The organism is Micromonospora cabrerizensis, from assembly GCF_022230955.1.
GTDB lineage: Bacteria > Actinomycetota > Actinomycetes > Mycobacteriales > Micromonosporaceae > Micromonospora > Micromonospora cabrerizensis.
In genome coordinates, this window is the sequence record NZ_JAKKFI010000065.1 from 40,608 (window position 1) to 61,486 (window position 20,879).

The following is a 20,879-nucleotide window of genomic DNA, read 5'->3' on the forward strand; positions in this document are numbered from 1 at the left end:
GGAAGTTGCCGTGACTTAGGCCACGAAACAAAGGTGAATCCCCGCAAGAACCGCATACCGGTCCCATATCCCGCCTTTATGGCGGGTTGCCTGGTGTCGGGCCCTGGCGAGTCCGGCAACCGGACGTAGACTTTCCGCCGTCACACCGATCGGCTTCAAACGATCGCCGCACCACAGAGGCCATCTCCCCCGGCCTCGGCGATCAGCCGGTTTGTCCGGACAACAAGCCGGTCCCCCCGGCCCTGACACCTGGAGCTCACCCACTCATGCGATCTCGCGTGACCATGGTGCTCGCCATCACGGCGGTCCTGCTCGGCGGCGTCCTACTGGTCCCCGCCGCGTACGCGCGCCTCTCCAACGGCGGCAGCAGCGGAGGCGGAGGCGGCGGTGCCGCCTCGACCGTCGCCGCGCCCGCGCCCACCCCGCCGCCGCCGCCCACGCTGGCGGCCGGGCCGGTGTCGGTGAGCTTCCAGGGTGAGTTCTTCTCGTGGGCGCTGCTGGATCGGCAGACGGGCACGATCTCCGGGTCGCCGAACATGAGCGCGACCAGCTCCACCGAGTCGATGATCAAGGCGTGGATCGTCTCGGACTACCTGCGACAGCTCAAGAAAGAGCCGTCCGCAGCGATGAAGACGGCCGCTAGCCTTGCCATCATCGACAGCAACGACGGTGCGGCCAACAAGGTGCACGCTGCTGCCGGCGGCTCGTACAAGCCCTCCACGAGCAGCACGCCCGACGCGGTGATCCAGCGGGCGATCAAGATCTGCGGGCTGACCGACACCAAACGCGGCAACGTCAAGCCGTACACCGGTTACTGGAGCTTCACCCGGATGTCCCCCCGCGACGCGGTCCGGCTCGGCAACTGCATCGCCGACGGCAGGGCCGCCGGCCCCAAGTGGACCAAGTGGGTGCTGGAGCAGATGAGCAAGGTCCGGGGCACCACCGCGGCCAAGGACCAGAGGGCCAGCTCGGGCGGCGGACGCTGGGGGATCATCGACGGTCTGCCCAAGTCGATCACCGCGCAGGGCCCGGTCAGCATGAAGAACGGCTGGACCCCGATCAACTACGACGGCAACTGGCACGTCAACTGCCTCGCCGTCAACGACAAGTGGAGTCTCGCGGTGATGCTGCGCTACCCGCAGAGGAGCGGTCTGGACTACGGCGCGAAGGTCTGTGCCAGCGTGGCCACCCAACTGGTCACCCCGCAGCCGGGCGCCGCGCTCAAGGTGCCGCAGCAACCGGTCGGGAAACTCTGATGGCCGGCAACCGTCGAGCCACCCGGCGCGAGGGCGCTGACGCTTCTCCCCTTCGGCTGGTCGCGATCGCGGTCATCCTGATCGGGCTGGTGCTGGTGTCGCTGCGGCTGCTGCCCGGGTCGCCGTTCGAGTCGTCCGCCGCCGCCACGTGGGGCAACGCCGGCACGACGACCAGCGACCGGTCCACCGGCAAGCCCACCGACCGCAGCGCCCGCCAGCCGGCCCCGCCGTCGCCGAGCCCCAGCCCCTCGCTGGCACCGCTGCCGTTCGCGGCCAAGGACCTCAACCTGGACATCGAGGGCTGGTACTCCTGGAGCGTCCTGGACCGGCGGACCGGGCAGATCATCGGCTCCAAGAACATGGGCGAGACCAGCACGACCGCCTCAATGATCAAGTCGTGGATCGTCGCCGACTACCTGCGTCGCTCGGCGGACGCCGGGCAGACGCCGAGCGACGCGAAGCTCGCCGACGCGACGCGGATCATCCGGGACAGCGACAACACCCGGGCCGAACAGTTCTACAACCAGGTCGGCCGGGACGCCTCGATCAAGCGGCTGATCTCCATGTGCAAGCTGACCGACAGCAGCGTCGCCCCGGACAAGGGTTGGAGCCGCACGGCCCTCTCCCCCCGGGACACCGCCCGCCTGGGCAACTGCATCGCCACCGGCACCGCTGCCGGGCCGAAGTGGACCAAGTGGCTGCTCAACGAGATGAAGCTGGTGCGCGGCGCCGGTGACTTCGGCATCCGCAAGGCCTTCCCGGCTGCCGAGCAGAAGCAGATCGCCATCAAGAACGGGTGGATCGACCGGACCAGGGAGCAGGAGATGCACATCAACTGCCTGGCCATCGGCGACACCTGGACGATGGGCGTGATGGTGAAGTACCCGATCAACATGGGCTACGACTACGGCATGAAGAACTGCGAGAAGATCACCGAGGCGCTGCTCCGCCCCGGTGCCTGAGCCGCACCGGCAGGCAGCGGCCCCGTCGGGGGCTGGCAGCCAATAGCGCAGGCTGACAGCGGGCCCGCTCAGGCGGGCGGGCGGTAACGGCCGCGCCGGCCGCTCAGCCGGCGAAGAACTCCGGGCCGCCGTCCGGCAGTGCCGGGGCCTCGCCGATGGCGGTGGCCCGCCGGGCCCACTCGCGCAGCCCGGCGACCTGACGGTCGCCGAGGGAGAAGTCCAGGGTCCGGAAGTACGTGGCCAGCGTCTCCGCGTCGAACGTCTCCCAGCGGGCCGCCGCCTCGGCGACCTGGTCCAACTCGGCCAGGCAGAGGTCCCGCGAGCGCAGGAACGCCTCGTGCACCTCCTTGACCATGCCCGGATGGGCGGCGGCGAAGTCGCGGCGGACCGCCCAGACGGCGAAGACCATCGGCAGCCCGGTCCACTCTCGCCACGCCTGCCCGAGATCGGTGACGGTGAGGCCCCGCTGGGGTGCCTCGTAGTACGCCCGTAGCGCCACGTCACCGATCAGCACCGCGGCGTCGGCCTCCAGCAGCATCTGGGTCAGATCCGGCGGGCAGCGGAAGTAGTCGGGCCGCACGTTGTACTGCTCGGTGAGCAGCAGTTGAGCCAGCATCACCCCGGTCCGCGAGGTCGAGCCGAGCGCCACCCGGGCGCCGTCCAGCTCGGCGAGGGGCCGGGTGGAGACCATGTTGACCGAGAGCACCGGCCCGTCGCTGCCCACGGCCAGGTCCGGCAGGAGCAGCAGTTCGTCGGCGTGCTTCAGGTATTCCAAGAGGGTGATCGGGCCGATGTCGAGGTCGCCGGCAACCAGCGCGGCGCTCAACCGGTCCGGCGAATCCTTGTGCAGGTCGACGTCGAGCAGGGCGCCGGAGCGCATCAGACCCCAGTAGATCGGCAGGCAGTTCAGGAACTGGATGTGCCCGACCCGCGGGCGTGCGATGCGCTCAGCCATGACCCGACCGTATCCCCGGCCTACGGCTCCGGCTCGGCGGGCCGGCCCGGAGTGGCCAACCCCGCATTCGCGCCGACCACCTGGCGATCCCGGTGGGCCTCGTTCGGCACTGGCCGTCGTACCGCCCGGGCGACGACCGGCACGAAGGCCAACACCACCACGAGCCCGGCCACGCCCGCTCCGGCGATCAGTGGTCGGGGCGGGACGACCGCCAGCAGCGCCCCGCCGATCAGATAGCCGGTCATCGAGCCACCCTGCACCGCCGCGCCGTAGCTGGCGTACGCCCGCCCGCGCATCGCCTCCGGCACCCGGCGGCTGGTGAGCAGGTTGGCGAAGACGTTCTCGCCGCCGTTCGCCGCGCCGGCCACCAGCCAGAGCGGCACGAGCAGGGCTGCCGTCGGCACCGTCGCGGCCAGCAGCACCAGCAGGCTGCACATGGCCAGCGTGATCAGCACCCCACGGATGAGGGCGGCGTCGTGGTCGAACCGACGGGCGAGTCGTGCGGCAACCCAGCTACCGGGCAACATACCGGCCATCCATGCCGCTCCCACCAGGCCGTACATGGTTGCCGAAGCGTGCAGTGTCTCCCGGATGAAGAAGACCTCGATCACGTTGATGCCGCCGATCGCCGCGATCACCACGGCGGTGCTGGCCACCATGACCAGCATCAGGGGGTCACGGCGCAGCCGCCAGTTCGCGCCCGTACCGCTCGGGTCGGCCTGGTTGGCGGGGCTTGCCGCGCCCCCCTGAGCGGCTGCGACGGTGGTGCGACGTCGGCCGCCCCGCCGGGTGCGCAGCAGCAGGCCCGCCGCCACCAGCGCCAGGTAGGTCACGGCATCGAGAAGCAGGGGTACGCGGGTGCCGAACTGCCCCACCAGCAGGCCGGCCAGCACCGGCCCGCCGAGCGCGCCGAGGGAGACGGCGTTCTGACTGATCGCGCTGGCCCGGGGCAGGTCAGCCGGGCGGACCATCGCCGGCAACAGCGCCGCCAGGCAGGGTTGGGTCACCGCGAGCCCGCAGGCGAGCAGGCCGACGAGGCCCACGACCAAGACCGGGTGCTCGGCGACGGCCAGCAGCGTACAGATGACCGCCTGCGCAAGCCCGACGGTGACCAGCAGGGTGCGGCTGTCCACCCGGTCGGCGAGCCGTCCGGTGAGCGGGGCGAGCACCACCAGGGGCAGGGTGGCCGCGAGCAGCAGCGCCGAGACGGCGAGCCCTCCGGCGCCGGAGCTCTGGAGCGCCAGCGCGAGCGCGGTGGCGGCCAGGAAGTCGCCACAGATCGTGGTGCCACGGGCGGTGGCGGCGAGCCAGACGTCCGGCCAGCGCGACGACTCAGCTGTGAAGGACATACTTCGAAGTTAATCCTTCACAACTGTTCGCACAACCCCTGCCGTCGCCAGACGGCGCACGGCCGGCGGCCGAGAGGGCTGTCCGAGCAGGCCACCGGCGTACGGTTCAGCGCACCGCGACCATCCAGCTAGGCCAGCGGCACGGACCGGTACTGCACGGCGACCGTGCGAGCCCCCGACGGAGGATCGGCCTGACGCCGACGAGCCTGGTACGGCCGCAGGATGGCCAGGACCGCCTGGTTCACCTCGGCCAACTCCTCGGCAGTGAGCAGCAGCAGTGTGTCGGTGAAGAGAGCGGTCTCGTACCACTCGGCAGGCTCACCCCCCGCACGCCGCAGCCAGTCCCGGGTCCGCTCCATGGCCCGGACCGCGTGCGCCTCGACCAGCGCCTGCTCGGCCGCGCGCCCCTCGGGCCCGGCATCGCGACCCGCCTCGACCAGCACACTCGCACTCGGCACGCGCCACAGCCGCTCGCGCGCGTCCCCGCGACTCGGCGCCTGCTCGACCAGGCCGAACTTCGCCAGCGCGCGCAGGTGGTAACTGGTCGCACTCGGCGACAGCCCGACGATCTCCGCGCACTCCGTGGCGGTCCCACCGCTCTCACGGCTACTCAGGTATTCCATGATCGCTATCCGGGCCGGATGAGCCATCGCCCGCATCACCTGCGGGTCACTGATCGTCATCCGACGCGAATCGTGGCTGGCCTCGGTCATGAGCCCATGATCCCGGGCGGTTCCCCGACCCGCCATCACCCCCACAGTGGGCAACAACCCGCTTCTGCCAACTGATCGTGGCCCGGCAGAGGTGGCCACCTCGGCGGGACAGCCGGCGGCGGGGATGGCCGGAGGCCCCGCCGCAATGCCCGGCGTTCAGGACGAGCCGGCCGGAGCGTGGTCCGTCGACGGCGGAATTCAGCGCCAGAGCAGGGGTCGACGCGGACCGAAAGTGTCGTACACCTGTTCTATCTTCTTTCTATGTTGAGAGCGTTGGCGCAGGCGGGCGGTGCCGTCGACGACTGTTCCGGCACGCCACTGTGGGCGCTCTCCGACGACGACCTGCTCGCGTCTCTCGCCGTGGCCCACGTGTTGGCGCAGCGACTGGCGGCCGTTCAGCTCGGCCTGGTGCGTGAGGTTGACTCTCGCGGCTTGGCGGTCGCCCAGGGCGCCTCGTCCACCTCCGTCTGGCTGCGGGAGCGGCTGAGGCTCTCCAGCCGCTCCGCCCGCCAGTTGGTCCAGCTCGCCGCCACCGTCGACGCCGCACCGCAGGCGGTGCGTGACGCGCTGCTCAGCGGTGCGATGACCCTCGAGCAGGGCCGGGTGGTGGCAGAGACGATCGCGGCCCTTCCGCCCGAGGCCGGCCCGGAGGTGGCGGACAACGCCACCCAACTACTGGTCACCTGGGCCGACCGCTTCGATCCGACCATTCTCAGCCGGCTCGGGGAGCGCGTCCTCACGCACGTCGCACCGGACCTGGCCGACCACGCCGAGCTGGCCGCCCTCGAAAAGGCCACCGAGCGGGGCCGTGGCCCGCCGGCACGTCACGCTCTCCGATCAGCAGGACGGGCAGGTCCGACTCAGCGGCAACCTCGACACGGAGACCGCGAGCCTGCTACGGGAGGCGATCGACCCGCTCTGCGCACCGGCAGGTGAGCACGACGATCGCAGTCCCGGTCAGCGCCGAGCGGACGCGTTGGGCGAGGTCTGTCGGCTGGCGCTGCGCACCGGCCAGCTGCCCGACAACGGCGGGGACCGGCCGCAGCTCGTGGTGACCGTGTCGCTGGACGAGCTGGTCAACGGCGTGCGCGCCGGCACCCTAGAGACCGGGGCTCCTCTCACGCCGGGCGCGATCCGCCGTCTCGCCTGCGACGCGGGCGTACTGCCGGCGGTGCTGGGTGGAGACAGTCAGATCCTGGACGTCGGGCGCCAGCGCCGGCTCTTCAACGGCCCGCTGCGCCGAGCACTGGTGCTGCGCGACGGCGGCTGCGCCTTTCCTGGCTGTGATCGGCCATCCCAATGGTGCGACGGTCACCACGTCCGGCACTGGGCCGACGGTGGAGCCACCGCGCTGGGCAATGCGGTGCTGCTCTGCGGCTACCACCACCGGCTCGTGCACCGCGGCGACTGGGTGGTCCCCATCGCGCCCGACAGCCGGCCCGAATTCCTTCCGCCGAGCTGGCTCGACCCGCTACGCGCGCCACCGCGCAACCTCTATCACCGGCGCTGCTGATACCCGGCACACATGCTTTCGCCACCCGAGAACGACATCAACCGCACGGGCCGACCGCCGACGTCCGGGCAGCACGTTGCCACCACCGACGACACGCCCACTTTCGTGCGCCGCGCCCGGCGACACGCCCTCTCGTACGGATGGTTGCGTGGGTAATTCGGTGGAAGGGACCGGCTCGGAAGCGTAGGGTTGCAGCCCGCTTGACGGCCGAGGTGAGCTGCACCGGAACGGACGTCTTCGCGCCGGGCGGCCGGCCATCCGCCCCCGGACACGCGAGCGCGCAGCAGATGTGAACGATGGGACGTCAGCATGTCCGCACTTGACCTCGACACCCACCTCGACACGGATCTGGCCGCCGAACGCACGCACCTCGCCGACTCGCGGGCAGCGCTACGCCGGATGCGGGAGCGAGCCGAAGCCCTCTTCGCGACCGGTGACCAGGTGGCCGGCGACGCCTACGCGGCCGAGACGCTGGGTCGCACCCTGGCTCGCCGGGTGGCCGAGTTGGCAGACGACCCGACGACGCCCCTCTTCTTCGGTCGCCTCGACTTCGCCGGAACCACGGACCAGGAAACCACCGACAACGCGAACGTCGGCAGCAAGACCAGCGGCAGCGCAACCGCCGGCAGTGCAACCGCCGGCAGCGAGGCCACCGGCACCGCCAGCAGCGCGACCACCGATAGCCGTCCGGCGCTGGGCGACACCGACAACGGCACCGGCACCGGCACCGGCACCGGCACCGGTGATCATGAAGGTCGGCGGTATCACGTGGGGCGGCGGCACGTCACTGACGAGCTCGGCGAGCCGTTGGTGCTGGACTGGCGGGCACCGGTTTCCCGCTCGTTCTACCGGGCCAGCGCGCGGGATCCGCAGGGGGTGGCGGTCCGGCGGCGGTTCGGGTTCAGCAACGGGGTGCTGACCAGCTTCGAGGACGAGCGGTTGGATCGGGGTGAGGAACTCGGCACGACCAGTCGGATCCTCACCGCCGAGATCGAACGACCGCGCGTCGGGCCGATGCGGGACATCGTCGCGACCATTCAGCCGGAGCAGGACGAGCTGGTCCGGGCCGACCTGGCCGACTCGATCTGTGTGCAGGGTGCGCCCGGGACCGGCAAGACGGCGGTCGGGCTGCACCGGGCCGCGTACCTGCTCTACCTGCATCGGGAGCGTCTGCGGCGGGCCGGCGTGCTGATCGTCGGACCGAACCGGGCGTTCCTGTCGTACATCGCGGCGGTGCTTCCGGCGCTCGGCGAGGTCGAGGTCGAGCAGGCCACGGTGGAGGAGTTGATCTCCCGGGTGGAGGTTCGGGCGGTCGAGGAGCCGACGGTCGCCGCGCTCAAGCACGACGTACGCATGGCGAGCGTGCTGCAACGGGCGGTGCGGGCACAGATCGGCACGCCTACCGAGTCGATCACCGTGTCGGACGGTTCGTTCCGGTGGCGGATCGGCGTGGAGCCGCTGCACCGGATCGTCGAGGAGACCCGTCGGGAAGGACTGCCGTACGGCACCGGCCGGGAGCGGGTCCGGGCGCGGGTGGTGAGCCTGCTGCAACGGCAGGCCGAGGCCCGTCGGGCGGAGTCACCCGGTGATGCCTGGCTGCGTCGGATGGGCCGCTGCCGCCCGGTGGTCGACTTCCTGGACGGGGTCTGGCCGGCGCTCACCCCGGAAGGTCTGCTGCACGGCCTGTTCTCCGACCCGAGCCGGCTGGCCGCAGCGGCGGAAGGCCTGCTCAGCGACGCCGAGCAGGCGTCGCTCGTCTGGGCGAAGCCGGCTCGCACCCCCAAGGCGACCCGCTGGACCGCCGCCGACGCCGTGCTGATCGACGAGGCGACCGGCTTGCTGGAACGACCTTCCGGGTTCGGGCACGTGGTGGTGGACGAGGCTCAGGATCTCTCCCCGATGCAGTGTCGGGCCATCGCCCGGCGCAGCGAGCACGGCTCGATCACCCTCCTCGGTGACCTCGCCCAGGGCACCAGCCCGTGGGCGGCAACGGACTGGAAGGAGTCCCTTGCCCACCTGGGCAAGCCGGACGCCGTGGTGGTCCCGCTGACCATCGGTTTTCGGGTGCCCGCCGCCGTGGTCGCGTTCGCGAACCTGCTCCTACCGGCGCTCGCGGTGGACGTACCGCCGGCCGAGTCGCTACGGCACGACGGCGGCCTGGATGTGCGTACGGTGACCGACCTGACCTCGGCGACGGTGGCGGAGGTGCGCGCGGCGCTCGCGCACGACGGCTCGGTCGGCGTGATTGCCGCGGACGGCGCGGTCGGCGGGTTGCGCGCCGCTCTGACCGATGCGGGCATCGCAACCGCGACCGCCGACGACGTGGCGGCCGCGGAGCGGGTCACCCTGGTGCCCGCGACGCTGGTCAAGGGCCTGGAGTACGACCACGTGGTGGTGGTCGAGCCCGCCGCGATCGTCGCGGCCGAACCGCGCGGGCTGCACCGGCTGTACGTGGTGCTCACCCGAGCGGTGTCCCGGCTGGCAGTACTGCACCACGAGCCGTTGCCCGCGCCGCTGTCGACCGCGCCAGCGCTCACCACGGCGACGCAGACCACGCCGGAGCTGACCAGATCAGCCACCACCGTGGACTGACCGCCAGCGCGGGCCGGCGGCCAGCGCGGGGCTAGCGGCCAGCGCGGGGCTAGCGGCCAGCGCGGGGCTAGCGGCCAGCGCGGGGCTAGCGGCCGGTGAGAGCTGCGGCGATCTCGCGCAGTGGCTTGCCGGGCTCGGCGATCGGCACGGTGAAGGCCAGCCAGGAGCCGTCGGTGAACTCGATGCGGAGGCGCTTCGGGTTGAGCCGGTGCCAGCCGACCCGGGCGTTCGCCACCGCGGCCCGAGGTGCCGACCAGACGACGCGGGTCCCGGCTACGGCCCGTTCGTCGTCGGCCTTGTTGGACCAGAGCTTGACCGGACCGGACGCGCAGACGAGGAACCGCTGGTCGGTGACGACGAGGATGGTGTCCTCGAGCGTGGTCACCGGGGGGACCGGCCGCCGGGAGTGTTGCAGGGTGGACGCCGCCGAACCCGGAGCCCCTCGACCGGCGACCCCGTGGGTGATGCGGTCGACGACCCGGTCGCCCGCCGGGAAGGAGATCACCGGTGAGATCAGGTTGAGCAACACCCCGGAGACACCGCCGCCGCGACCGCTGCCGGACGGCTCCGCGTTGTCGGCAGCCGGAGGATCCGCCGGCAGGGCGCCCTGGGCGACGTCCGTCTTCGCGACGGCAAGCACCCGTTCGCCCGGCTCGACGAGCTGGCCGACCCGTTCCTGGTAGCCGTTGTCCGCCACGGGCTCAGTACCAGTCCGGGCGGTCGTCAGCGGCACGACCGCCGTCGGCCACTCGACCACTGTCAGCCGCACGGCCGCTGTCAGGCGGTGGACTGCCGCCCGGCGCGTCGGCCATCACCTCGCCGACCAGTTCACGGACCCGGGCGGCGGCTGCCTCCTGGGCGCGCTTGGCCGCGGCCGTGAACTCCTCGGCCAGGGTGTACGAGTCGAGGCGCATCGCCCGGGCGTTGACGTCGGTGGAGACGATCGTGCCGTCCGCCGAGGCGGTGACCCGGACCAGGCCGGAGTCGCTGACGCCCTCGGCGCTGCTGTCTTCCAGCTCGGTCATCTTGCCGGCCAGCTCGCGCTGCCAGCTGTCCAGGTTGCGGGCCAGCGCCTCGATGCGGTCCAGACCGGGAAAGGTCATGTCGGTCCCTATCAGGTCAGGATGGAGTCGAAGACATTCTGCACGCCCTTGGTGTACGGGCCCAGATCCTCGCGGTACGTGCCGTCCACGAGGTAGTTGCGGTCCTTCGTGCCGTCGGAGATGTCGTGCATCCCGACGCCGGTGTCCAGTAGAGCCCCGCCGATGCCGGGGATGTTGACCGGGGACACTTGATTGATCACGAACTTGCCCGGGAAGAGCGTCTTGAACTTCTCGATCTGGAACGCTCTGCCCTCGGGCGTCCAGCCGGACTTGTTCCACACCTTGTACGCCTTCTTCGCCTTGCGGATCTCCAGGACCGCACGGCGGTAACGCATCAGCAGCTCGGCGACCTTCTGCATCTTGGCGGCCAGCTTCGTGAGGATCTCGGCGAACCGGGCGACGATCTTGACCATCCGCCCGACGGTGGTGGCCAGCCGCGCCAGCACCCGGACGACCGTTGCGGCAAGCGAGATGCCGGCGCTGAGCGCCGCCGCGACCGCCGCGATGATCACCTCGGTGAGGAACCAGAGCAGGAACTCGAGGATCAGCTCGACCAGCAGGTTGAACGCGTCGACTGCGGCGTTGGCCGCGTCGACCAGCACCTCCTTGGTGCCGTCCAGTCCCTTGGCCAGCTCCTCGATCGCCTCCTCCACCGACTCCATCGAGGCGTGGAAGCTCTCGGCGGCGTCGCCTGACCAGGCACCCCGCAGCCGGGCCCGGTCCTGGATCTGCTCCCCGGCGATCTCGCGGACCGCCGCGCCGGTGTCCAGGCAGAGTTGCGCGGCGCGCATCAAGTCGTCCGGCTCGCCCGCGACCAGTTCGAGAAGCTGCTCGAAGGGCCAGAGCACCGCGTTGGACAGCGGCTTGAACGGGTCGGGGGTGCCCGAGACGATCTGCTCGAAGTAGGTCTTGTTGCGCTGCAACGCCTCGGTGCTCACGCGGGCACCTGCCCGGTCGAGCTGCCGGGGGACGAGGTGCCCGGTGACCAGGGGCCGGGTGCGATGACGTCGGGAGCGGGCGGCCGGCCGGGCACGAACATGTCGGTGTTGGCCACATCGGTGCCGGTGTAGGCGGCGGCGGTGTCGGCCAGCCCCTCGGCGATGTCCGCCATCACCTCGGCGCCTTCGGCCAACCCCTGGAGGCAGGCCTCGAACTGCTCGGCGTACGCCGCGGCGAGACCGAAGGACGCCGGCATCACCCCGAACGCGTGCCGGGGCACGTGCCCGTCACCGAACGAGCGGTGCAACTCGCGAAAGCGCTCCGCCCGGTCGGTGGACGCCTTGGCGAACGCCGTCAGCGCCTCCGGCTGGACCTCCAGCTCACTGCTCGGGCTCGACACGGACCCTCCCCTGTGTCCTGTGCGACGGATCAGCCGCCACGACTCCCCACCATAGGCACTGCCCGCCGCCATCGGTGACCCCGCCCGTGACGTCGGGGTCACCGAGCCTGGACTTTGTCCCGTAAAGTAGTTTGCGTGGACCTAGACGATGACCTTCCACCCGCCGACGCGGCAGCGGCGCTGCGGCTGATCCAGGACCAGCGGTCGGCGACGGCACGGCGCCTCGATCCCGACGCCCGCCTGCTCTACTGGCCCTGGGGCGTCGCCTGGCTGGTCGGCTTCGGGCTGTTCTTCCTGAGGTTTCCCCCCGGCGACTCGGAGCTGGTCCGTCTGCCGGGCTGGCTGCCGCTAACCGTCCTCTTCGCGCTGCTGCTGGCCGCCGCGGCGGTCCAGGCGGTCGCCAGTGCGCGGGCGTACGGCCAGGTGACCGGCGACTCCGCGCGACGTGGCCGCTGGTACGGGTGCGCCTGGGGCCTCGGATCGGTGAGTGTCTACGCAGGGACAGGTCAGATCACCGAGTACCTGCCACACGATCGGGCGGGACTGCTCTGGTCGGCGACCGCGGTCGGGCTGACCGGCGCGCTGCACATGGCTGGTGGGGCTATCTGGCTGAACCGGGACCTGTTCCGGCTGGGCGTGTGGATCAGCGTGATCAACCTGGTCGGCGCGATCGCCGGGCCGGGTTGGCACGCACTGGTAGTGGCGGCGGCCGGCGGCGGCGGGATCCTGGTCGCCGGCGCACTCGCCCGACGGCGACAGCGAGAGCGGCAGCGACTGTGACCGAGCTGGACCCGGTCATCCACGCGCAGGCCCGGCTGCGGGTGGTCGCCAGCCTCTCCACTCTCGGCGAGGGCGACAAGATCGCTTTTCCCCGTCTACAGGAACTGCTCGCGATGACCGCCGGCAACCTCTCCGTGCACCTGCGCAAGCTTGAGGACGCCGGCTACGTGGAGATCAGCAAGACCCACCGTGGACGGACACCGGCAACCCTGGTCCGGCTCAGCCGGCGGGGCCGGCTGGCGTTCGAGGAGTACACCGAAGCTATCCGCAGCCTGCTCGACCTCACCCCGTCGAAGGAGCAGTCATGACCCTCGCCCGCGCCGACCAGGCCACTCGCCGGTACGGCGACGTCCTCGCCCTCGACCGCGTCGACCTCGAAGTCTCCGCCGGTGAGCTGGTCGGCCTGCTCGGGCCGAACGGCGCCGGCAAGAGCACTCTGATGAACCTGCTGGTCGGCCTGCGCCGGCCCAGCTCGGGGCGGGTCGAGCTGTTCGGTGGCGACCCCCGCGACCCGGCGAGCCGGCGGCAGATCGGCGTCACGCCACAGGAAACCGGCCTGCCCGGCACGCTGCGCGTCAGTGAGGTCGTCGACTTCGTCGCCGCGCACTACCCGGACCCGCTGCCTCGCGGTGAACTGCTCGACCAGTTCGGCCTGGGCGACCTCGCCCGACGGCAGACCGGAGGTCTCTCCGGGGGGCAGCGTCGACGGTTGGCGGTGGCGTTGGCATTCGTCGGCCGGCCCCGGTTGGTGCTGCTCGACGAACCGACCACCGGCCTGGACGTGGCGGCCCGGCACACCCTGTGGGAGGCGATACGCGCGTTCCACGCCGACGGCGGCACCGTGCTGCTGAGCAGCCACTACCTGGAGGAGGTGGAGGCGCTGGCACACCGGGTGGTGGTGATCGGGCAGGGCCGGGTGCTCGCCGACGACACGGTGGACGCCGTGCGCGGCATCGTCGGCGTACGACGGGTCAGCCTCGTCGCCGACCAACTGCCAGACCTGCCCGGCGTCGTCCGCACCGAACGCGTCGACGGCCGGCTGCACCTGCTCACCACCGACGCCGACGCACTGGTCCGAGCGCTGGTCACGGCCGGAACGGCCTTCACCGACCTGGAGGTACGACCGACCTCGCTGGAGGAGGCGTTCCTCGCCATCACCAGCGGGGACGCGCCCACCGGGGACCAGCCGGCCACCGAAGGCCGAACCGCCACCGCCACCGCCGCGGCCGGCGGCCGACCCACCACCGTCTGAGGAGGCCACCGTGCAGCTCGCCCTGGTTCACGCCCGCTACCAACTCCTGGAGATCATCCGGATTCCGGTGGCCGTCGTCGGCAGCGCCTTCTTCCCGGCCGCCGCCATGATCTTCTTCGTGGTGCCGTTCGCCGGCGAGGACTCGGCCGGCGCCACCCTGGCCACCGCGTCGATGGTCACCTTCTCGGTGATGAGCGCCAACATCTTCCAGTACGGTGTCGGCGTCGCCGAGGACCGTGACCAGCCCTGGAACCCGTACACCCGGACCCTGCCGGCCGGGCCCGCGCCCCGGTTCGCGGGCCGGGTGCTGGCCGGCCTGGCGCTGACGTACCTCTCGCTGATCCCGGTCGTGGTGATCGGCGCGACGCTGACCGCGGCCGAGATCACCCTGGCGGCGTTCCTGCTGACCATCGGCACCGTGGCCGTCATCTCGGTGCCGTTCACGCTGATGGGCCTCGCCATCGGCTACTCGCTGCCCAGCAAGGCGGCGATCGTCGTGGCGCAGGTCGTCTTCCTGCCACTCGCGTTCGGCGGCGGCCTGCTCTCCGCGCCCGGTGACGCACCCGGGTTCATCGAGACGATCGCGCCGTTCCTGCCCACCCGGGGCGCGGCCGAGCTGATGTGGTCGGCGGTCGGCGACTACCGCGTCCAGCCGCTGGCGATGATCATGCTCGGCGTCTGGGTGGTGCTGCTCGCGGCGCTCGCCGGCTGGGCGTACCGACGGGACGAGGGTCGCCGGTTCAGCTGACGATTCGTCCGTTTTCGCCCCGGGCCGCAGCGGGACGGTGCCAGGATTCCGGCAGGGGGTCGCCGTGACCGCCCGGGTGCGAGAGGGGTCTTGACGTGAGCACCGTCCCGCCGGGTACGCCCTGCTGGGCCGACCTGGCCACCCCGGACCTGACCGACGCGCGGCGCTTCTACCCGGAGCTGTTCGGCTGGACCGGCCGGGTGACACCGGAGCCCGAGGCGGGCGGCTACACGGTCTTCCTGCTCGACGGCAGGCCGGTGGCCGGGGCCGGGCCGCCGGCGATCCCGGACCAGGTGCCGATCTGGTCGACGTACCTGGCCACCGACGACGCGGAACTGGTCGCCGGCCGGGTCGAACGGGCCGGCGGGCAGGTCGTCGTGCCACCGTTCGAGGTCTTCGACCGGGGCTGGATGGCCGTCTTCGCCGACCCGGCCGGCGCCACGTTCAGCGTCTGGCAGCCGCTGGCCATGGCCGGCGCGGAGGTGTTCAACGTGCCGGGCGCGATGAGCTGGAACGAACTGGTCACCCCCGACCCCGAGGGCGCGAAGGTCTTCTACGAGCTGGTGTTCGGCTGGCAACCGGACGACCAGGCGGTGGGCCCCATGACGTACACCGGCTGGCGGCTCGGGACGCAGATCGTCGCCGGGATGATGCCGCCGCTGGCCGACGACTTCCCGGCCGACCTGCCCGCGTACTGGACGGTGTACTTCGCGGTGACCGACGCGGACGCCGCAGCGGCCCGCGCCGCCGAGCTGGGCGGAACGATCCTGGTGCCACCCCGGGACATCCCGGCGGGCCGGTTCGCGGCCCTACGTGACCCCCAGGGCGCCCTCTTCTCCGTCATCGACCTGGGCTCCTGAGCCGGACGACCTCGCGCACTGCCCGCAACTGCCAAGATCGCACTGGATCGTGGATGTAGTGGCTTCGTCCTCTTCCTGAGGCCACTCTTTCCACGATCGAGCGCGATCTTGCCGGTCGGGCTGGTGTCACAGATGAGCGCGGGGACGGACCGGGACCACCAGCGGGCCGTGGGTGCCCGGAACCACCCGGACGCTGGCCCGGTAGTGGGTCGCCAGCAGGTGCTCGGTCAGCACCTCGGACGGGGTCCCGGCGGCCACCACCTTGCCGGCGGCGAGCATCACCATCCGGTCGGCGTACTCGCCGGCCAGGGAGAGGTCGTGCATCGTGGCGAGGACGGTCAGGCCGTGCTCGCGGCGCAACTGGTCGACCAGTTCCAGCACCTCCTGCTGGTGGCCGATGTCGAGTGCGCTGGTCGGCTCGTCGAGCAGCAGCAGCGTCGCACCCTGGGCGAGCGCCCGGGCGAGGAACACCCGCTGCCGTTCGCCTCCGGAGAGGGTGGCCAGCTCCCGCCGGTGGAAGCCGGTGAGGTCCAACCGTCCGAGCACCTCGTGCACGGCGTCGAGGTCGGCGGTCGACTCCCGGCCCAGCGTGGGGATGTACGGCGTGCGGCCGAGCAGCACGTAGTCCAGCACCGACATTCCGGGCGGCACCACCGGCGACTGTGCCACGGTGGCCACCACCCGGGCGCGGTCCCGGCGGCGCAGCGCGGTGCTCGCCGTACCGAACAGGGTGATCGCTCCCGGCGCGGGCAGCAGGCCGCCGACGGCGCGCAACAGGGTCGACTTGCCGGCGCCGTTCGGGCCGATCACGGTGACCCACTCGCCGACGGCGACGGTGAGGTCGACGCCGGTCAGGATCGGTGTGCCGCCGAGGTCGACGTGCAGCCCGCGCACCTCGACGGCCGGCACACCGCCGTCGCCGCCCCCGAACGGAAGGCCGGCGGACGGAAGACCGGCGGACGGGCCGGCGGGCTCCCGGCTCACGTGAGCACCCGTCGGGCGGTCCGCAGCACGATCACGAAGAACGGGCCGCCCAGCAGGGCGGTCACCACCCCGATCGGCACCTCGGACGGGGCGGCGACGGTGCGGGCCACCACGTCGGTCAGCGCCAGGAACGCACCGCCGAACAGCAGGGACAGCGGCAGGATCGCCCGGTAACTCGACCCGGCGAGCAGTCGGACGGTGTGGGGCACGATGATGCCGACGAAGCCGATCAGGCCGGTCGCGGAGACCGCCGCCGCGGTGCCCAGGGAGGCGGCGGCGATCAAGAGGTAGCGGGTGCGCTGCGGGTGCAGGCCCAGACTCCTCGCCTCGTCGTCACCGACCGCGAGGACGTCCAGCTCGCGGCGGTGCAGCAGCACCACCACCGCGGTCAGGGCGGCGTACGGCAGCACCAGCAGCACGTCGTGCCAGCCGGCGGTGGCCAGCCGACCGAGCAGCCAGGAGTAGACCGGTTGGATGCTGTCGGAGTGTCGTTGCAGCAGGTACGTCTGCCCGGCGGAGAGGAACGCGGAGACCGCCACTCCGGCCAGGATCAGCATCGCCGGTGAGCTGCTGCGCCCGCCGGCCGCGCCGAGCACGTAGGTCATCGTGACGGCGAGCAGCGAACCGACGAACGCGGCCAACGGGATGGTCATCGGCAGCCCGGAGATCGCGCCCTGCCGGCCGGCGCCGCCGAGGGCGATCGCCGCGGTGACCGCGAGGCCGGCGCCGGCGGCCACGCCCAGGAGGTACGGGTCGGCGAGCGGGTTGCGGAACACGCCCTGGTAGCAGCCACCGGCGAGGGCGAGCAGCCCGCCGACCAGCAGGCCCAGCACCACCCGGGGCAACCGCAGCTCGGTGACGATCGCGATCTCCCGCTCGGAGAGGCCGCTGTCGAGGTGCACCCCCGGGATCAGGTTGAGCAGCTCGGCGGCGACGCTGCCCGCAGGCAGGCTGACCGGGCCGAGCGACACCCCGGCGACGAGCGCGACGAGCACCGCGAACACCCCGGCGACCAGCCACCGCTTGCGCAGCCCGGCGGGCCGCGGCTCGACCGACCGGTCGGCGGCGGAGGGCGCGGACGACCCGGCGGGCCGGCTGCCGAATCGCAGGCCGGCCCGCCGGGACGGAGGCGGAGTGGTGGTCACCGACGGACGACGGTCACGCGGGAACCTTGGCGACCGCGTCGATGATGACCCGGAGCAGGTCCACGACCCGTGGGCCCCAGCGGGAGGCGATGTCGTCGTCCAGCGCGACCACCTGGTTGTTCTTGACCGCGGTGAGCCCGGCCCAGCCGCTGCGCGCCTTGACCGAGTCGGCGTTCTGCTGGCAGCACTTGGAGTCGGCCAGGAAGACGAAGTCCGGGTTGGCCTTGACGATGAACTCCTGGGACAGCTGCGGGTAGCCGGCGTTCTTGCCGTCCGCGTCGGCGGGGTCGGCGATGTTGGTCAGACCGACCTGGCTGTAGAGCGAGCCGATGAAGGTCTTGCTGGTGGCGCTGTACAGCTCCGGGCCCAGCTCGTGGAAGTAGGTGAGCTTCGCGGTGCGCTGCGGCAGGTCCTTGACCAGCTTGGCGATGTCGTCCTTCATCCGGGTGGCGACGTCGGTGGCCTGGTCGGCGTGCCCGGTGAGCGTGCCCAGCTCGGTGATCTGCCGGTACGAGTCGTCCAGCGTGGTGGCCGCCGGGGTGAGGTAGACCGGAATCTTCAGCTTGGTGAGCTGGTCGACGATCTTGTTGGTGTCGTTGGCGAGCACCACCAGGTCGGGGCTCTTGCCGGCGATGGCCTCGGCGTTCGGCTGGAAGCCGGAGAGGTCGGTCTTGGGCGCGTCGGCCGGGTAGTTGGACTGGTCGTCGACGGCGCTCACCTGCGGCCCGGCACCGATCGCGAAGAGCATCTCGGTGGCGGTGGGTGACAGCGAGACGATCTTCTCGGGGCGCTTGTCGAGGGTGAGCGTGCCGACCGTGACCGGGTACGCGGCGGCCGCGGTGCCGGTGGTCGGCGTGTCGTCGGCCTTCTCGGCGCAGGCGCCGAGGGCGAGCGCGGCGACCGCGAGGGTCGCGGCGAAGAGCCGAGGGGTACGTCTGAACATGGGGGCCTCCTGTCGGTCGAGGAGTGTGGTGCTTCGCCGACAGGGACTTTCGTACGCCCGCCCACGAGGCGCCCTTCCTCGAGAGCGCGTATCGCGACCGATCCGTAGGCGACCTGGCTCGTCCCCACCGTCGGGTGGGGCATCACAGTTGCGGGACAGCGCCGGGTTTCGTACCGGCTTCGCTGCGGACTGGTCGGTAAGACGGTAGCGCACCGCCGGGACGTGCCGGATCGATCACGGGCCGATCGCCGCGAGTCGATCCCCCGAACCGCCACACGGTGGCCGCAGCAGGGCGTATGTCCGAGTTGATGGTGTTCCGGAACGGGTGGTGGGGCCCCGCGGGGCGGAGCGGGGCCCCACCCGATCAGGAGGACGTGATGGTGACGTTGTCCACAGCGGCCTCCACCAGGCTGGCGCCGGAGGCGTCAGCCGCCTCGACGAGGATGCGGACCGACTGGCCGGCGTACGGGGTGAGGTTGAGGTTGGCCACCGCCCAGCTCCCGTTGCGGTTGGTCGCCGCGCCGGCCTGGGTGAGCAGCGCGGTGGTGCCGCCGTTGTGCACCACGCTCACCCGCAGGTAGTCCGCCGACGAGGCGTTCGAGCCGTGCGCCAGATACCAGGCCAGCGAGAGGCTCAGCGTGCCGGACGACGGCAGGGTCACCGCCGGGGACCGGGCACTGGTCACACCACCGTCGACGTCGTAGTCACCGGCGGCCGAGCCGGCGAGCCGGCCGGTGACCAGGTCGTTGGATCCGGCGTACGGGGTGAGCTGCTTGGCGCCGGAGGACGTGGTCGCCTGGGCGGCACCCCGCTCGAACGCGCCGAGGGTGGCGGTGTCGGTGCCGGACGGGTTGATGGTCCAGCCGGTGGCGGTCTCGAAGGTGTCCGACCAGACCGTGGTGCCGCCACCGCCGCCGCCGCAGTACTGCGCCTGCTTGCCGATGGCCCGGTACGGGCAGTCGGCGTACTCGCTGAGCATCAGCACCGCGTCCCGGTTGCGGGAGGTCTGCGCCGGAATGACCTCGTCGGGCGGGTAGAAGCCGCCGCCGCCGGACGAGCCCGGGTACATCTCGAAGGTGTACGCCCAGATGTTGTGGGTGGCCCACATCCAATCCAGGCTGTCCCCGTCGGTGATGTAGAGGTCGCTGGACTGTTCCGGTGTGTAGCCGTTGGTGGCCGCCATCTGCTGGCCGATGGTGGCGAAGGTGTTGTACTGGTCCGCGCTCATTCCCGTCGCGGTGTTCGCCGTGGTGTAGCCGTAGGGCCAGAGCACCAGCTGCGAGTACGTGTGGAAGTCGATGTTGGCCTTGATCTGCTGTACGCCACCGACCACCCGGCCGTTGACGAAGTTGCGCAGCGCCTGCGTCTCCGGCGCGGAGAACGCCGACGGGCCCCGGTAGGTCTCCGACGAGGTGGTGCCGGACGAGCCGCCGCAGCATCCCCAGTTGTAGGACCAGTTGCGGTTCAGGTCGGTGCCGACGTTGGACGAACCGCTGTTGGGCTGCCGGTTCTTACGCCAGGACCGGTACGAGCCGGTGGCGATGTCGTACTCGCTGCCGTCCGGATTGACCGTCGGCACGATCCAGAGTTCCCGGCCGTTGACGATGTTGGTGATCCGGGAGTCGCTGCCGTAGCTGTCGGTGAAGAGGTTGAGCAGGTAGATCGCCATCTCGACGGTCAGGTGCTCCCGCGCGTGCTGTTGGGAGTTGAACAGGATCTCGGGTTCGTTCTCGTCGGTGCCGACGTTGTCGGAGATCTTCACGGCCATCAGGTCGCGGCCCTCGTACGACGAACCGATGCTGATCTTGCGAGCGATCGCCGGATGGTCGGCGACGACCTGGTTCACGACGGCGGTCAGTTCCGCGTAGTCGTGGTAGTTGGAGTCGGCGGGCGGGAAGGCCATCGTGCCGATCTCGCCGGCGCCGCGCTCGGCGTTGGGCGGCGGGGCCAGCGGTTCCAGCCGGAAGCCGAGCTTGCCGATCTCGGCGGCCTCACCCGCGGTCGCCGAGATGTGCAGGACTCCGTGTTCGGAGTAGTCGATGGCAGCTCCGGTGCGGGCCACCGCGTTGCGGTCGGCGAGGGTCCGGGGCCCGAGCACCCGGTAGCTGGCGGCGGCCTGCTCGGTGGCCCGGTCCGGTGCGGGTCGGGCGGCGACCGGGCCGGCGGCGACGGTGACGATGCCCAGCCCGGTGACGACGGCGAGCACCAGGACGCGGCGGAGAGGGGTGGGCGTGCGGAGGGCCATGGACTACCTCCTCGATGGGCGGGAGATCCCGCTCGGTGAAGGACACTTCACCACCTGTCACATGGTCATATCAATATCCTTCGCTGCCTTGTGCATCCCGAGCCGATCATCCCGGCGGCAAGGATTTTCCACTCAGGAAC

The 20,879-nt window shown here is 71.3% G+C and carries 20 protein-coding genes and 1 pseudogene; 10 read left to right on the forward strand and 11 right to left on the reverse strand.

Annotation, left to right across the window (positions count from 1 at the left end; all coding sequences use genetic code 11):
* Positions 1 to 266 precede the first annotated feature (266 nt).
* On the forward strand, positions 267 to 1,256 hold the full coding sequence (locus LADH09A_RS15835) for a hypothetical protein (RefSeq protein ID WP_238645947.1): 990 nt from the start codon (positions 267 to 269) through the stop codon (positions 1,254 to 1,256).
* Positions 1,256 to 2,218: a serine hydrolase gene (locus LADH09A_RS15840; protein ID WP_238645948.1), complete on the forward strand. Its 963-nt coding sequence runs from the start codon at positions 1,256 to 1,258 to the stop codon at positions 2,216 to 2,218. The genes LADH09A_RS15835 and LADH09A_RS15840 overlap by 1 nt, the downstream gene beginning before the upstream one ends.
* A 103-nt stretch (positions 2,219 to 2,321) precedes the next feature.
* On the opposite strand, the gene LADH09A_RS15845 is transcribed toward LADH09A_RS15840, so the two are convergent.
* The 3 genes from LADH09A_RS15845 to LADH09A_RS15855 all read right to left on the reverse strand — a co-directional run bounded on the left by LADH09A_RS15845 (position 2,322) and on the right by LADH09A_RS15855 (position 5,235).
* Positions 2,322 to 3,173, reverse strand: a complete 852-nt coding sequence (locus tag LADH09A_RS15845) for a menaquinone biosynthetic enzyme MqnA/MqnD family protein (RefSeq protein WP_088951111.1) — start codon at positions 3,171 to 3,173, stop codon at positions 2,322 to 2,324.
* Positions 3,174 to 3,193: 20 nt separating this feature from the next.
* The gene (locus tag LADH09A_RS15850; protein WP_238645949.1) at positions 3,194 to 4,522 is read right to left on the reverse strand and encodes an MFS transporter; all 1,329 of its coding nucleotides are present in this window, start codon (positions 4,520 to 4,522) and stop codon (positions 3,194 to 3,196) included.
* Between the two features lie 128 nt (positions 4,523 to 4,650).
* Positions 4,651 to 5,235 carry an ArsR/SmtB family transcription factor gene (locus tag LADH09A_RS15855; protein WP_238645950.1) on the reverse strand — a complete coding sequence of 195 codons (585 nt, stop codon included), beginning with the start codon at positions 5,233 to 5,235 and terminating at the stop codon, positions 4,651 to 4,653.
* Positions 5,236 to 5,496: 261 nt separating this feature from the next.
* On the opposite strand from LADH09A_RS15855, the pseudogene LADH09A_RS31920 reads away from it, so the two are divergent.
* From LADH09A_RS31920 to LADH09A_RS15865, 3 genes and pseudogenes are all read left to right on the forward strand, one after another.
* Positions 5,497 to 5,946: pseudogene (locus LADH09A_RS31920) on the forward strand (DUF222 domain-containing protein); the annotation flags it as partial.
* A gap of 97 nt (positions 5,947 to 6,043) precedes the next feature.
* The gene (locus LADH09A_RS31925) at positions 6,044 to 6,748 is read left to right on the forward strand and encodes an HNH endonuclease signature motif containing protein (protein ID WP_308194574.1); all 705 of its coding nucleotides are present in this window, start codon (positions 6,044 to 6,046) and stop codon (positions 6,746 to 6,748) included.
* 309 nt (positions 6,749 to 7,057) lie between these two features.
* Positions 7,058 to 9,340 carry a HelD family protein gene (locus LADH09A_RS15865; protein WP_238645951.1) on the forward strand — a complete coding sequence of 761 codons (2,283 nt, stop codon included), beginning with the start codon at positions 7,058 to 7,060 and terminating at the stop codon, positions 9,338 to 9,340.
* A gap of 85 nt (positions 9,341 to 9,425) precedes the next feature.
* Here the strand turns inward: LADH09A_RS15865 and LADH09A_RS15870 are convergent, their stop codons facing one another.
* Genes LADH09A_RS15870 through LADH09A_RS15885 form a run of 4 tightly spaced genes read right to left on the reverse strand, consistent with a single transcriptional unit; the run spans position 9,426 to position 11,782 of the window.
* On the reverse strand, positions 9,426 to 10,037 hold the full coding sequence (locus LADH09A_RS15870) for a hypothetical protein (protein WP_238645953.1): 612 nt from the start codon (positions 10,035 to 10,037) through the stop codon (positions 9,426 to 9,428).
* A gap of 4 nt (positions 10,038 to 10,041) precedes the next feature.
* On the reverse strand, positions 10,042 to 10,443 hold the full coding sequence (locus LADH09A_RS15875; RefSeq protein WP_238645955.1) for a YbaB/EbfC family nucleoid-associated protein: 402 nt from the start codon (positions 10,441 to 10,443) through the stop codon (positions 10,042 to 10,044).
* An 11-nt stretch (positions 10,444 to 10,454) separates the two neighbouring features.
* Positions 10,455 to 11,381, reverse strand: a complete 927-nt coding sequence (locus LADH09A_RS15880) for a WXG100 family type VII secretion target (protein WP_238645956.1) — start codon at positions 11,379 to 11,381, stop codon at positions 10,455 to 10,457.
* Positions 11,378 to 11,782: a WXG100 family type VII secretion target gene (locus tag LADH09A_RS15885; protein WP_238645957.1), complete on the reverse strand. Its 405-nt coding sequence runs from the start codon at positions 11,780 to 11,782 to the stop codon at positions 11,378 to 11,380. Before LADH09A_RS15885 ends, LADH09A_RS15880 begins: the two co-directional genes overlap by 4 nt.
* A 135-nt stretch (positions 11,783 to 11,917) precedes the next feature.
* On the opposite strand from LADH09A_RS15885, the gene LADH09A_RS15890 reads away from it, so the two are divergent.
* The 5 genes from LADH09A_RS15890 (at position 11,918) to LADH09A_RS15910 (ending at position 15,422) form a co-directional block, all read left to right on the forward strand.
* Positions 11,918 to 12,562 (forward strand): transporter, encoded by a 645-nt coding sequence (locus LADH09A_RS15890; protein ID WP_238645958.1) that lies wholly within the window; start codon positions 11,918 to 11,920, stop codon positions 12,560 to 12,562.
* The gene (locus tag LADH09A_RS15895; RefSeq protein WP_238645959.1) at positions 12,559 to 12,870 is read left to right on the forward strand and encodes a transcriptional regulator; all 312 of its coding nucleotides are present in this window, start codon (positions 12,559 to 12,561) and stop codon (positions 12,868 to 12,870) included. The genes LADH09A_RS15890 and LADH09A_RS15895 overlap by 4 nt, the downstream gene beginning before the upstream one ends.
* On the forward strand, positions 12,867 to 13,814 hold the full coding sequence (locus LADH09A_RS15900; RefSeq protein ID WP_238645960.1) for an ABC transporter ATP-binding protein: 948 nt from the start codon (positions 12,867 to 12,869) through the stop codon (positions 13,812 to 13,814). The genes LADH09A_RS15895 and LADH09A_RS15900 overlap by 4 nt, the downstream gene beginning before the upstream one ends.
* A gap of 10 nt (positions 13,815 to 13,824) precedes the next feature.
* Positions 13,825 to 14,562, forward strand: a complete 738-nt coding sequence (locus LADH09A_RS15905) for an ABC transporter permease (protein ID WP_238645961.1) — start codon at positions 13,825 to 13,827, stop codon at positions 14,560 to 14,562.
* 95 nt (positions 14,563 to 14,657) lie between these two features.
* On the forward strand, positions 14,658 to 15,422 hold the full coding sequence (locus tag LADH09A_RS15910; protein WP_238645962.1) for a VOC family protein: 765 nt from the start codon (positions 14,658 to 14,660) through the stop codon (positions 15,420 to 15,422).
* Between the two features lie 126 nt (positions 15,423 to 15,548).
* Here LADH09A_RS15910 and LADH09A_RS15915 read toward each other — a convergent pair whose 3' ends face one another.
* The 4 genes from LADH09A_RS15915 to LADH09A_RS15930 all read right to left on the reverse strand — a co-directional run bounded on the left by LADH09A_RS15915 (position 15,549) and on the right by LADH09A_RS15930 (position 20,739).
* The gene (locus LADH09A_RS15915; RefSeq protein WP_238645972.1) at positions 15,549 to 16,331 is read right to left on the reverse strand and encodes an ABC transporter ATP-binding protein; all 783 of its coding nucleotides are present in this window, start codon (positions 16,329 to 16,331) and stop codon (positions 15,549 to 15,551) included.
* A gap of 71 nt (positions 16,332 to 16,402) precedes the next feature.
* The gene (locus LADH09A_RS15920) at positions 16,403 to 17,437 is read right to left on the reverse strand and encodes a FecCD family ABC transporter permease (RefSeq protein ID WP_238645973.1); all 1,035 of its coding nucleotides are present in this window, start codon (positions 17,435 to 17,437) and stop codon (positions 16,403 to 16,405) included.
* A 127-nt stretch (positions 17,438 to 17,564) separates the two neighbouring features.
* Entirely contained in the window at positions 17,565 to 18,494 is a 930-nt protein-coding gene (locus LADH09A_RS15925) for an ABC transporter substrate-binding protein (RefSeq protein ID WP_238645963.1), read from the reverse strand.
* A gap of 364 nt (positions 18,495 to 18,858) precedes the next feature.
* On the reverse strand, positions 18,859 to 20,739 hold the full coding sequence (locus tag LADH09A_RS15930; RefSeq protein ID WP_238645964.1) for a M14 family metallopeptidase: 1,881 nt from the start codon (positions 20,737 to 20,739) through the stop codon (positions 18,859 to 18,861).
* Positions 20,740 to 20,879: the final 140 nt, after the last annotated feature.